This is a genomic window from Chitinophaga vietnamensis (assembly GCF_902167635.1).
Lineage (GTDB): Bacteria > Bacteroidota > Bacteroidia > Chitinophagales > Chitinophagaceae > Chitinophaga > Chitinophaga vietnamensis.
In genome coordinates, this window is the sequence record NZ_CABHMS010000003.1 from 537,034 (window position 1) to 550,815 (window position 13,782).

Consider the following 13,782-nt stretch of genomic DNA (forward strand, 5'->3'; position numbering starts at 1 on the left):
ATCTCATTTAAAAAATAATTACAGAAGATATTTTGATTTGATGGCGATACCTGCCAGCACATTCGTGAAGAAGGCTGATTCCATCAGGCCTCCGGCTTCCTGCGAGTACATAGAAACGGTAACGGCAAAGAGCATACAGGTGATGCTGATATGCAGCAGTTTGTCGAGCTCCTCTGTGGCACGGAAATAATTGCTGATGGCATAGCTGAGCAGCACGCAATAATAAATGCAGGTGAGCAGCAACATGATCCAGCCGAGTTCCAGCGCTACGCGGAGGTAGCCGCTATCGGGCGGAAAGCCTGCCAGCGGGTGTCCGGGGTTATAAGTTTTGCCTTCGCCGCCAGCCGTGAAGATGCCGCCGCCGATAGGATGCGCATAGATATAAGGTTGTATGTGATGGCGGTTCACCTCACGTACATTGAGCGAAGCATCCTGCGTACCTACAAAGGCGCTGCGCACGCGGTTGATGGTGGCATTGCCATAGAAAGGACCAAACAACAATGCCGCGCCAAAACAACCGAATATCATGGCCGCAATAATGGCGTTACGTTTGTGCAGGTTCACCAGCAGGAATACCAGCATGCCGGCGGGCACCATCACGAAACCCGTGCGGGTGCCGGAATACGCGCAGGCCAGCAGATGCAGCAGGAGGGATATCGCCAGCCATATTTTTCTTTTGGGAGAAACAACGCTATTGCTGGCAGTGAGCAGTATTAAACAAAGGATCGCGCCCAGGGCCATCATCAGCCCCATCACTGCGGGGTCCGACATGGTGGAGAAGATGCGCATATGCCCGTTGATCAATACCGTATTCAGCGCCTCCGGCGTGCGCAGGAGGAAGGCCAGTTCAAAAGGCATAAGGCCAAACCATTCCTGTATGCAGCCATAGAAGGCCACAAAGGTGGACAGCCCCAGCCAGTAGCGGAAAAAACGCCGTACGTCGGTCATGCTGCGGAAAACCTGTATCACCAGCACGAGGAACATGAGGTAACGTATCATCAGGCGCATATACAGCACCCAGGTTTCTTTGCTATAGCTGTTGGGATTGAACACCTGTATGATATCATAGAGGAACTGCACATAGAGCAGCAGCATGATCGGCTCTTTGAGGAAGTTCATGCCGCTCTTTTCCCGCGGGCCTTTCCGCAGCATCAGGCCAATGATGGAGCTGCCCATCATCAGGTCGGTGGCGGCGCCTACGGGCAGGTCTTCTCCATAAACCCTCGCAAAAAAACGTACCACGATCACCGTGGTGATGGTGATATAAAATCCCAGCTGCGGACTGCGAAAGCAAAGCACGCTGAGCGCGGCGCCCAGGATACCTGCCAGCACCAGCACGCCGGATTTGAAATCCTGCGAGGATACCCAGGAAATGGCCAGCACGGCTGCTATCAGCGCCAGCGCCCAGATAATATTGGTGGTATGTTGCCTGGTGATCTGCATAGCTACAAAAACATGATTTTTACAAACATCATCGTCATCACCAATACAAAAAAGATATTGATCAGCAGTTTGTGATATTTCGCGTTGATATTTTTACTTTCTTTCTTCATACATTAACGGTATAGGCTATACGTTTTGCTGGCAATGGCCCCTTGAACAGGAAACCCAGTTTTAACTGTATACAGGTTTTATACACCAGCACCGACAAAGGAATGGAGGTACCGATGAGCACCAGCAGCAGCAAAGGCACATTGCTAAGCAGGTCACTCTTCAGCAGGGCATAGCGGATCATAGAAGCCAGCATCACATGCAGCAGGTAGATGTACAGCGAATAGTGGCCGATCGCCGTTAACCAGCGCAGGACGCGGTATCTGGCCAGCCAGGCCGACAGCATCACCATAAATAAACTACCCGCCAATGCAATCAGTGCATATAGGTAAAGGTTCATCTGCTGATGATACAGGAAGTACCATTGCGACAGCACAAACAGCGGCAGCAGCAGTAATAATCCCGCTCCTGATGCAAGCCGCTCCTGTACCTGTTCCTGCATCAGCAGCGGCGCCGCCAGGCAGCCGGCGGCGAAGAAGACGTAATGCAGGCAGATATCATAGCATGCGCTCATTTGTACTACCAGCGGCGCCAATGCCAGCAAACACAGGCCGGTAAATAATTGCAGACGATCGTTGCATTTTAGCACCACACTGGTGAAGAGGTACAGCGCTGTTACATTGAACAATGCAAACAGGTACCAGAGCTGGTCTAACGCGCGCGGCTGCACGAAAATATCCAGGTAGCTGTGCCAGCTGCGGTGCGCATTGGCATAGCGGGCAAAAACGATCTGCAAGGTGATCTGTATCACGGCCCATAACAGGTAGGGATACAATAAGGTGTTTACCTTGTTGGCCAGAAAGCCTGCGGGGCCGCGTTTGCGGAGCCCCGCCCGGAAGAACAGGCCAGACAATGCAAAGAACAAAGGCATCCGGAAACTGAACAAGGCATTGTTACCATCCACGATCCACTGCGGCACCACAAGGCCCCCATTTTGCAAGCCGAACAACATATGCCGGTACACCACCAATATGATGGCGATACCTTTGGCATAGTCGATCCAGCTCTGGCGCGCAGTGGTTATCGTGTTGGCAGTTGGCATGGGTTATAATTCAAGATAGTCTTCCCTTACATTGTTCAATACGGCGCCGAGGCATTTATCGCCCAGGCCTTGCAGGAACTGTATAGATTCTTTGTCTTGCTGATTGATCGTAGTGCGTGAAGAGAAGACGGCGATCACGCCTTCTACCTCATTCACCAACTCTTTACTATCGGTGTAATCATTGAGGGGCGCGCCTTCCAGCAGAATGAAATCGTAGTGTGCCTTGAGATCCGGCAGGTAATTCAGCAGGTTATCTTTCGGCAGTATCTCCGACGGCGTATAGTCGCCACCTTTACATCCAATCACCTCCACGCCGTCGATCGCATAGGTGGTAACGATATCGTGTATCTTATCGAAGGAATATTGTTCCCTTGGCAGCGAAAAGCCTTCCAGCGTGGGTTTGGCATCCAGCTGCACGGTGAGGTCGTTATTGCAGAAATTGGTATCGATGATCAAAACTTTGCGGTTGCTAAGACTGAGGCTATAGGCCAGCGCTTGTGTGAGCGTGGTTTTGCCCTGTTGCGATTCCGTGCTGGTAAAGAGGAATACCTGTTTGCCGCTGTGCTCTACTTCGTAGCGCAGTTTGCGCAGCAACTCGCGGAAAGTATTTTGCCGCTGTTTCTTTTCTTTCTTCGGTTCATCTTTCTTCTGTAAGATCTCCAGGATGCTGTACCTGCGAAGATCTGCGTGATTGATGGTGCTGATCAGTTTCAACGGCACCGACCTTTCAAAGATGGAAGGTGATTTTAAAGAAGAGTCGATAAATTCCAGGAAGAGGATACCCAGGGTAACGAGAAAGAATACGGATATGCCGGAGAGGCCCATTACCATTAATCTTTTGGAGGATTCCGGTTTGATGGCGGGCTGGCCCACCAGACTCTGTTTAAAGCCATCCTGTGGCGCGGAGCGGTTATCAACGGCAGCGTTGAGCTTTTCTTTCAGCTTGTTGTAGTCTTCCTGCGCCATCGTAGCTTCTTGCTGCAAAGAGCTGAGGGTGGCTTCTTTGCTGGCATAGGAGCCGAGCGATCCGCGCAGGCTGGAGATGCGTGATTGCAGGTTGGCAATATTCTGTGTGGTGGCTTTGATCTGTGCTTCCAGGCTGCCTTTCTTCTGCCGCAGTTCGTCGATATTGGTGGTTTCGCGGCCACTGGCCACGGTTACATTGTCGAGTTTATTTTGCAGTTGTGCGCGCAAGGACTTTATTCTCGCGGCGAGCGCATCGTCGTTGGAGCCTTTCTTGATATATTCTTCGTTGAGATCGTTGATCTGTTTGCGCAGGGCGATGATATCGCCATTGCTGCTGGTATTGTATACCGGCTTACCCGCGCCGGCGATGCTGATCTGGTTGTTGATATTTTCCAATGACGCCTGTAAGGTGTTGAGGTTGGCCTTCTCATCAAAGAGGCTTTTGTCGAAACCCTTGATCAGCTCCATTTCGCTGCCGCTGGCCTGGTCTACGTTGAGGATGCGTTCGGAGGATTTGTATTCGCGCAGCGCTTCCACTTTCTGGTCCAGTTCTTTTTTCTTTTGCTCTACAAGCGAGGCGAATGTTTCTACGTTCTCCACGGTTTGCTCGGAGCGTTGCCCGCGATAGTAGCGGGTAAATTCATTGTACAGTTTATTGACCACAAATGCCGAGAGGTCCGGATGTTCGGAGCGGAAAGTGAAGTCGATATAATCAGTCCGGTTCAAACGGGCCACTGTCAACTGTTTGCGGATAGACTCATAATCGTAGCCATAGAGTTTGAGTATCTCTAAAATATTTTTTTCGTCTGTTCTGTAAGAACTGAGCATCTGGAGCGAATCATATTTCTGGCGGCATATCCTGATCACGGATTGTTTATCCATGCTGCGGTATGCCGGGTCTCTGAGCTGCGTTTCCTTGAGAGTGCGGAAGGGCGTGGCTTTGCCATCCATGTCATGCAGCAGCAGATCATAGGAGAGGAGGGAGATGACGATGGGAGAAGTGATGGTGGAGGTGAGCCCTTCAAATTTCTGATCTACCGCAAACATATCGATATGATCATCGCGTAGTTTGATCTGATCGGTGAGGGTAAGACCGGTTGACATCTGGGCAGTGGAAACAAACAACCTTGGTTTGTGCATGGTAAAGAAGAAAGCCGCCACCACAGCCATTGCAGAGCTGATGATGATCAGCCATTTCTTTTTCAGTAGTGCCTTTAGAAAATAGATTACATCCATATCGGTTAAATTTAGGAATGTGAGGATTTATGGATTTCTTGATTGGTGGCGGGCTTCGACCCTTCACAATCAAGAAATCCGTAAATCAAAAAATTCTCACATATTCATTTAGGAATGTGAGGATTTACGGATTTCCTGATTGGTAGTGGGCTTCAGTCCCTCGCAATCAAGAAATCCGTAAATCAAAAAATTCTCACATATTCATTTAGGAATGTGAGGATTTACGGATTTCCTGATTGGTAGTGGGCTTCAGTCCCTCGCAATCAAGAAATCCGTAAATCAAAAAATTCTCACATATTCATTTAGGAATGTGAGGATTTACGGATTTCCTGATTGGTAGTGGGCTTCAGTCCCTCGCAATCAAGAAATCCGTAAATCAAAAAATTCTCACATATTTTTAATGACCTTAAACACTTTCTGTTTACGCTGGTCGTCTGTTATTCTTAGCAGGTAATATCCTGCTACGGTTATTTTGTTGCCGGTATTGATCCTCAATGTAGACCTGCCTTGCGGCACGTGGGTGATGAGTTCGCGGTACAGCGCTCTGCCGTTGAGATCGAAGATTTCGAGGAACAGGCTGGACGAACGTTTCATCTCTATATCGAGGTTGAGTTGATTGACAAAGGGGTTCGGATACACGCTGGTTTCGCCAAAGGTTTCGCTGGCGGATTCCACAGGCGCTGCGTGCACGGGCGTGTTGCCGCCTGCTACCTTGGTTTGTTTGAGCGGCTGCAGGGTGCTGCCGGTGGTAGTGCCCACCGGTGGCGTATAGCCTTGTATCACGAGCGCGCCGAGCAGGCCGTAACTGGCGGTGGGGCCGGGGTTGACGGCGAGCGCGATTTCGCCGTTCTGGTCAGGCGTCACGTTGTAGATGGTAGCGGCGCCAGTGGTGTCCATAGAGGCGTTGAGCCAGGTTACGCGGTTGCCGTTGGCCGTGTATTGTGTGTTGAGATCGAGCCAGTCGATGGCGCTCGCGAAGAACGTGAGGTTGTAACTCATCGACTGATTCAGCCCGGTGATCTTCATGGTAGCCTGCTGGCCGGGGAAGAGCACGAGGTTTTCCTTCATCACTACATCCGGGTATATGCCTGCATTGCGGCCGCCGGTGGTCATGCCGGGGTTGCCATACATGCCTGCGAAATTGTTGATGATAGTGATGCCCACATTGGTGCGGTTACCGTTATCATCTGCGAGGTTGCTGATGTAAGCGCCTGTTGCCGGGCGTTTGCTGGTATTGTTCCAGGGCGCGGGAGCATAGGTGGTATCGCTGAACTTCACGTACAGGTTCAGGGCGAAGGTAGTGGTAGACGCCATGTTGCTGTAGTCAGACAAGGTGCTGCCTTTCACAGCTCTCACCCGGTAGAAATATTGCTGGTTGGGCGTGAGCAGGGAATCGATGTAGCTGGTGCTACCAGCGGGCAGGCTGGCGATCTGTGTTTCCGTGCCGGTAGCAGATGTCTTGCGGAACACCTGGAAGCCGGTTTCGCCGGTGGAGCGGTCGGCCCACATCAGCGCCACTTTGGTGCCGTTGATGGCGTCGGCTCTCAATCCGGCCGGACTTACCAAAGGCACGGTAGGCAGATAGGCTTCTACTACCATCGCATTGAGGTAGGCATTGGAATTGGCCAGCGCGTTGAGCGGTTTCTGCATCACGATGGACACTTGTCCGTTCGAAGGCGTGATACCATTGATCTGTACCGTTTTGCGGGTATTGTACATACCGTTGAGCGAAACGGTAGTGCCGTTGATGGTAAAGAGCGTGGTGGCATCGGAGCCATAGGCCAGGCTATTGAAGAATACGAAGTTGTAGCGTTTGTTGTTATCGAGGCCGCCGATCACGATGGTTCTGCCATTGGTACTGTTTTCATACCAGGATGTTTTGAGCACGAGATCGCTATAGATACCAGTGCTTTCGCCGGTGTTTACGCCGGTGCGTGCGGCCCAGGTCCAGTTTTCGTTGATGCTCCAGGTCATGCCGTTGGGCGTGCCGGTTTCATCGAGCGCATTGCTCACATAGGTGCCTGCATACGGATAGTTGTTGATATTGTTCCAGGGTGCAGGCGCCGGGTAAATTTCTGCAATGTTGAAATAAGTGAGCGTGGTATTGCGGTCGTTTACGAACAGGCGGAAAGTACGGCTGCTGCTGCCTCCGTGGTTATCGCTTACCCTCACGGTGATCACATACGAACCAAGATTATCATTAGTAGGACTGAAAGTGATGGTACCGGTGCCGTTACCATTATCGCCGAAGGCGGCGAAAGGAGGCAGGCCGGTAGCGGTGAAGTGCAGGGTATCTGTTGAATCGTCCACGGCGTGGAGGCTCACAGTAAATACATCCTGCGCTTTCATCTTCACATCCGCAATCGAATCGAGCACCGGTATCTTGTTGGGCACCGTGATCGCTGCGATGTTGCTGTAAGCAGAAGCGCCTGCATTGTTAACAGCTCTCACTTTATAGTAATAGCTGTTGTTGCCGCTGGCAGATGAATCTATGATGCTGGCCGTGTTAGGTACTGCCGTTTTCACGAGCGTGTATGCGCCGGCGCTGTCGGTGCTGCGATATACCTCATAACCGGTTTCATTGTAAGCTACATCGGTCCAGTTCAATTGTACGATGCCATTGGCCAGTGTAGCTGCCAGATTGCGCGGAGCGGCTGGCGGATTGCCATCGTCATAGTTAACGTCTATCTCCACACTGTTGAGATAACCCACAGCAGTACCTGGCGCGCGGTTGGCCACAAACGTGATATTGCCGCCGGCATCAGGTTTTACGTTATAGATGTTGGCAGTATTGGTCGTATTGTTCTGTACAGCCAGCGGTACAGTAGTATTGCCGATGCGGAACGTGGTAGTACCGTTATCTGCCTGCTGGTTCCAGATGCTGCTGGCGAAGAATTTAAATGTGTATGTTTTGGAAGTGTCGAGGCCGGTGACATTGCCGATAATAGAGTCAGGACCGCTGAAGTAGCCAGGCTTGTTACCGAAGAACAGGTATTCCTGCATCACGGCATCCGGTACTACGCCGCTGTTATTGCCGGTGGTTGGGCCTCCTGCATACATGGCATACCAGCTGCCTGGTATGTTCACGTTGATAGATGTGAGCGCACCTTTGTCGTTCTTCAGGTTGCTCCAGGTGGAAGACGTAACGTTGTTCCATGGAGAAGGCGCGTCTGTCCACAGTTTGAGGTTCACGAACACTTTACTGTTGGGGTCTACTTTATTCACCACCAGCGTAAATGTTTTGGTATCGAATCCGCCTTTGTTGTCGCTAACCTGCACTTTCACGTTGTAAGTGCCGGCATCGATATAGCCTGGTTTCAGGTTGAGGATGCAGGTGTCGTTATTGCTGTTGACGGTGATGAAAGCAGGGAGGTTCACGCCGGTCCAGGTGAGTGAATCGCCTGGATTGCGATCGGTAGCCGTAAGTGTGACTTGTTGTTTGTCGCCTTCATTCATGGTCACATTGCTGGCACTATCGATCACCGGGCTGTAGTTATCGTTGATGATGAGATTGAACACTGCCTGTGCGGAGCCACCATGGCCGTCTGTCACGATCACCTTGATATTGTAGTAAGTGCCTTGTTGTGAGAGCGCTGGCGCTACATTCAGGAAATAACCATTCGCATTTTGTACGAGCGTGATGAAAGGCGGCATGTTCACCAATGTATAGGTGAGAGAGTCGCCATCGGGATCACTGGCGATGACCGGTATCATCGAGCTTACATCGTAGCGGGAAGTCTGGTCGGGGATGGCTTGTATCACCGGCGGATTATTGAGCGCGGTGGCGCTGGCGATATTAGACCATGCAGAGTTGCCGCCTGCATTCAGGGCTCTTACCTGGTAAGAATATTGTTGATTGGCGAAGATGCTGGTATCGCTGAAAGTACCGCTGCTATTGCCTCTTGCAAGGGCGTTGGTATTGGCGAGGAAGCGGAAGCTCGTGTTGTTGCCTACAGAGCGCCATATCTCGAAGCCCGTTACGTTGGTGGCGGTATCTGTCCAGCTGAGGTTGATGCGCTGCGCTGCTGCGGTGGCTGTGGCTGCCGTCGGTGCTGCCGGTGGCGCCGGCAGCGTATCCGTGACGGCAGTGGGTACAGGATAAATATTGTCCCGCAGTTTAACGATATCGCTATCGCTCAGAACAGCGTTGATGATAGTGGTATAGTCAATGTTACCGGAGAAGCTCAATACGTTGGTATTGTCTGCAAAGGCATTCTGACTGATATATTTGCCGATGGCGGCAGCGTCGCTGCTGGCGCCGATGCTGGACGAGAAGGTAGTGGAGCCTGCAGGCAAGCCATTTACATACAGTTTCAATGAGCTGCCATTATATACGGCGGCTATATGTGTCCATACGTTATTGCTGATGGTGGCGCTGGCGGCAATTGTTTTTCTGGTGCTGCTGGAACTGCCTACCACTGCGCCTTCCAGCACATTGCCATTGAGGCGGAGGGCGATGCCGTTGGTACTGCCACCCATATCGATCAGGATGCGCTTGCCGGAAACACTGTTCGGTTTGATCCACATGGCCACTGTTCTTGCACTGAAGGCATCGTGGAGGAAGCCGGTAGTGCCGGCTGCGCCGATGCCTACATAACCGTTGGCAGTGCCATCGAGGGAGAGGCATTTGGCGCCTTCTTTACCCGGACTGCTAAAAGTAAGGCTGCTGCCAGCCGTACCATTGTTGCCATTGTAACTGATATCATTCACATCTCCATTGAAAGGCCAGATCGCGCCGTAAGGTGCGCCGGTGTTCAGGGTAGAGGTACCGTATTGATTGATAGATGCTACTTTATAGTAATAACGTGTATTGGCGTTGAGCAGGCTATCAGTAAAGGCAGCAGCGCCGGCAGCGGCCTGACCTACTTTGGTGAAGGCGCCGGTGGCGGTGTTGCCGCGATAAATTTCAAACCCGCTTTCATTGGTGCTGTTATCGGTCCAGTTCAGGTTGATACGGTTGTAACCGCCGGAAACTGCTCCCAGCAAGGATGGCGCGGCAGCAGTGCTGCCTGCGGGCGTGAAGGTATCAGCAAATGCAGATGCAGGAACGTTAACGTAAGTGCCACTGCTGCCTGTTTTCCATTGCAGGCTCAGGGCAGAACCGCCTCCTTTCTGGAAGTAAGCGATCGCGATGGGGTAGATGCCTGCATTGAGGTAGATGCTGCCGCTTTGCGCTACGGTGCCGTGCAGGCCGTCGTTGTTAACCAGCGGCGTGGCGCCATAGTTATAAGGCGTGTTGATATACAGCTTGCTGCCATCGTCGGAGCTGAGCTGGAAATAATAGGTACCTGCGGTAGTGATGTTGATATATCCTTCAAAGAGGAGACCGAAATTATTAGCGGCCCTGGCTACGCTCAGTGTAGGCGTTGGTGTTACTCCTACGTAAACAGGCGTCAGTGCGTTGAAGTCGGGCAGCATGTCCCAGGAGCTTTCGTAATATTTGTAGTTGAGACCATTGTTCACGCTGTTGGCAGATACCTGGTTGCTCGGCACGGATACGTTGCCGGAAGCATCGCGGGCTACTACGTAGAAGGTGTAGGTCTGGCGCGGTGTGAGGCCATAGGCAATGATGCTGCGGGTGGAAGAATCTACGCTGTAGCTTTTCACTCCGTTTACATATACATCATATCCGGCTACGCCTACATCGTCGGTGGAGGCCGTCCATGCCAGCGGTACGCTGGTGCGGGTGGTAGCGCCATTTACCACGAGGTTGCCGGGAGCGGTAGGCGGTGTGTTATCAGGGATGGTCACGCCTTTCACTTCTGCCGACAAGGGGCCGGCGGCGTTGTTGTTCACCGGACGGATGCGGTAATAGTAATTGGTGTTGGGTTGAAGATTGCTGTCGATATAATAAACAGTATCTGCGGGCGATTTGCCTACCAGCTTGTAAGGGCCGCCAGGCTGGGCGCCGCGGTATACTTCAAAAAATGTTTCGTTGTATTGGGGGTTGGCCTTGTCGGTCCAGTCGAGGCGCAACTGTGTTTTTGATATAGCCGTTGCCGTTAGTGCGCGGATGCCGTCAGGGCCATTGGGGCCATTGGCATTCACCACAAGGAAAGGTGCGGTGGGATTGCTGGAGCAGCCATATAGTTCTGTTACTTTGGCGGTATAGGCGCCGGCGGTGCTGGTGGTGAATACGGCGTCGGTATCTACTACGGTATTGGCTGCATTGCGCCATTCATAGTGCACGTAGCCTTTGGGCAGCTGCAAGCTGACGTTGGTATTGCCATCGGGGGCGGGTATCACATTGCTCATGAGGCCTGCGGTGGTGATGGGCGGCGTAACGGTAGGCGGCTTGAGGCCTACTACCAGCGGGGTGGGCGACCAATCGCTCCAAACGCCGTTCCGTAGCGCTTTTACGGCATAGGCGCCATATGAAGTAACGTTGATCGAATTACCGGTAGCGCCGTTGATGATGGTATCATTCCGTTTCCATTGATAGCTGTCGAACCCGGGCGTGATACCTACGGTGATGTTGATGGTATCTTCCGCGCAGAACTGCGAGCGGCCATACAGGGGATATGGATTGAGGATATTAGCGCGGTTCATGAACGGGAAGAAATCCGGTTCGGCCCAGGCGAGGTACCAGGTGCCGTGGCCTACGCCGGGATAAACGGTGTAGGTGATGTTCGCGCCTGCGGCTCTTGCATTGGCCACTACCTGGTCGGCGGTATACTGTGTGGGAGCCGCATCTACAGCGCCCTGGAACAACCATACCGGCGTGAATTTATAAGAATTTACCTGGCTGAGTTGGGCAGTGGCGGCTGCGCTCATCGGTAATGCGGCCGCAGTGAGCTGCGGGTAACGGTTGAGGAAATCCCAGGTGGCAGCGCCGCCGCTGGAAAGTCCGTTCACTATCACACGGGTAAGATCGGCCTTGTTATTGGCCGCCATGTAATTGAGGATATCGGCTACTTTGTCGTAGTCGAGCGTACCAAAAAAACCGCCCTGGTTCTGCGGATAGAGCAGGAAGCCATCGAAAGTGCCGTTCACAACGGCGCCACTGAAGATGTAGCCGCCATGATAAAGTTGTAGTTCATTGTCGGTGATAGGTCCGGCTTCACCGCGTCCGTGGAAGAATACAAAAACGGGATACTTTTTTCCGTCGTTGGCAGCGGGATTATACGATTTCGGAAATTGCAGGCGAAAGGCCATACCCTTGTAGATGTAGGCTTTCAGTGAATCGGTGTGCCAGTTGTAGGGCATGTTTTTGCTGAGGTCTGTACAGATCCATTTGCCGATCTGTCCATCCGGAGGCTGCTGTGGCAGCGTCATACCGGTGTAGTACCTCACGATGGGGTCGTAGGGGTTCAGTACACTCTGCGCCAGCGCCACACGGGCGGAGAGCAGCATAATACCGAGCATGATGTGTAAAAATCTTTGCATAAAATTCATGATTTATGGAACAGGGACAGTTAAAGCGCTGTTACGTATTTCGTTAGCGCGCAGGCATACGGTAATGGCTACACGATAACGCATGAATTTCAGAGGAGATGGAAAAAATCAGTGGGTGGGGATCGAAATATTCTCCAACCGGTTGTTGGCTTTAACGAAGGATAAGGCGTGAAATTATTTGGTAAGATATAACTGAAGTACCGTGGCACTTGACAATCACCTGCTGAATGATGGTCAACAGGTATTGGTATATCCGGTTTTGCCCGCTAATTTACAGCGGCTGCTGTAATCCAGTTGTCTTTTTAGGTAAACGGTCACTTTTTTTTAGTGAACGTTACGAAACAGATGGTGAAAGTGTTTTTTATCTATCGCCCCGGAGAGCGATAGATAAAATGTGCTTTCTGTCAGGCCATCGCGCGTTGCGAACGTTCCCACACGGCAGATTGCCTGCCTTGTATAAACCGCGCAAACCCTTTATATACGGCAATATTCATGAATACGAAATAAAAAGGTATATAGAAGTATTTCACTTTCAATTGCTGCTTGGCTAAAAGATAGCCGGTGAAGGCTGCGGCATAAAATGCCAGCTGCAATATGAAAAGTATCATATACGTATAGCCGTCGCCGTTAATTACCAATATGGTATTACTGATCAATAGCAGCAGCAGGCATAGCGGCGCCAGCGTCCAGCGCAGCACGCGGTGCGATACATATTGCCAGGTGATTTTCGGATAACGGAAAATATTCAGCAAGGGAAGCAGGCGGCTGATAGCCTGAAAGCCGCCGGCAGCAATGCGCACCTTACGTTTATATTCTTCCGCGAGGGAGGCAGAAGGTGTTTCCATGGCATAGGCCGCCGGTTCGTATTGTACTTTATAGCCTTGCAGGTTGATGTTGAAAGAGATGATAAAATCATCAAGGATGGTATCTGCGGGGATAGGCGCATAGGCGCTGGTGCGTATTGCCAGCAGCTCTCCGGCCGCGCCCATCACGCTGTACAGCTCTGCATCCCATTGTTTTAATTTGGATTCGTATTTCCAGTACATGCCTTCGCCGGCGCCCTCCGTGCCTGTATTGGCAGCCAGGGTCACCTTTTTTTCTCCCGCCACTGCACCAATGTCTTCCAGTGCAAAATGTTTGATCAGCGCTTTCACTGCCTCTTTATTCAATAAGGTGTTGGCATCCGAAAAAATCACGAAAGGCGTGGAAACCTGTTCCATGGCGCGGTTGATGGCGGCCGTCTTTCCATTGCGCGCTGGCTGGTACAACAGCTTGATCTTTTCATGTGCGCGGATGATGTCGTTGGTATTGTCGGTACTGCCATCAGTGACAAACACGATCTGCATCTTCTCCGCGGGATAATCCAGCGCTAAAGTATTAGCGATCTTCTGCCGGATGAAGGCGCTTTCGTTATAAGCCGCCACCATAAAGGTGACATGCGGCTCAAAGTCCTTGCCGGGAAAGGCTTTCGGCGGCGATATCCATCGCTTCACCTTTACTGCCATATATAACAGTAACGCATATCCGATGTAGGCGTAGCACACCGTAGCGAAACTGATCAGGCAAATTAGTTTCCAGTTGTTCATATTTGC

The 13,782-nt window shown here is 51.6% G+C and carries 5 protein-coding genes; all 5 read right to left on the reverse strand.

The window, feature by feature from the left end; translation table 11 throughout:
* Nucleotides 1–18: 18 nt before the first annotated feature.
* A complete protein-coding gene (locus tag FPG75_RS10330) occupies nt 19–1,443 on the reverse strand; it encodes an O-antigen ligase family protein (protein ID WP_143306698.1) in 1,425 nt (474 codons plus the stop codon).
* A gap of 106 nt (nt 1,444–1,549) precedes the next feature.
* The gene (locus FPG75_RS10335) at nt 1,550–2,593 is read right to left on the reverse strand and encodes an acyltransferase family protein (RefSeq protein WP_143306699.1); all 1,044 of its coding nucleotides are present in this window, start codon (nt 2,591–2,593) and stop codon (nt 1,550–1,552) included.
* Nucleotides 2,594–2,596: 3 nt separating this feature from the next.
* A complete protein-coding gene (locus FPG75_RS10340) occupies nt 2,597–4,795 on the reverse strand; it encodes an exopolysaccharide transport family protein (RefSeq protein ID WP_143306700.1) in 2,199 nt (732 codons plus the stop codon).
* A 387-nt stretch (nt 4,796–5,182) separates the two neighbouring features.
* Nucleotides 5,183–12,181 (reverse strand): fibronectin type III domain-containing protein, encoded by a 6,999-nt coding sequence (locus FPG75_RS10345; protein WP_161596748.1) that lies wholly within the window; start codon nt 12,179–12,181, stop codon nt 5,183–5,185.
* Between the two features lie 413 nt (nt 12,182–12,594).
* A complete protein-coding gene (locus tag FPG75_RS10350; protein WP_143306702.1) occupies nt 12,595–13,776 on the reverse strand; it encodes a glycosyltransferase family 2 protein in 1,182 nt (393 codons plus the stop codon).
* Nucleotides 13,777–13,782 lie beyond the last annotated feature (6 nt).

Bases quoted from the DNA above. Each gene is read 5' to 3' on its own strand.
- FPG75_RS10345 (WP_161596748.1), bottom strand. From the start codon at position 12,181: ATGCAAAGATTTTTACACATCATGCTCGGTATTATGCTGCTCTCCGCC.
- FPG75_RS10335 (WP_143306699.1), bottom strand. From the start codon at position 2,593: ATGCCAACTGCCAACACGATAACCACTGCGCGCCAGAGCTGGATCGAC.
- FPG75_RS10340 (WP_143306700.1), bottom strand. From the start codon at position 4,795: ATGGATGTAATCTATTTTCTAAAGGCACTACTGAAAAAGAAATGGCTG.
- FPG75_RS10330 (WP_143306698.1), bottom strand. From the start codon at position 1,443: ATGCAGATCACCAGGCAACATACCACCAATATTATCTGGGCGCTGGCG.
- FPG75_RS10350 (WP_143306702.1), bottom strand. From the start codon at position 13,776: ATGAACAACTGGAAACTAATTTGCCTGATCAGTTTCGCTACGGTGTGC.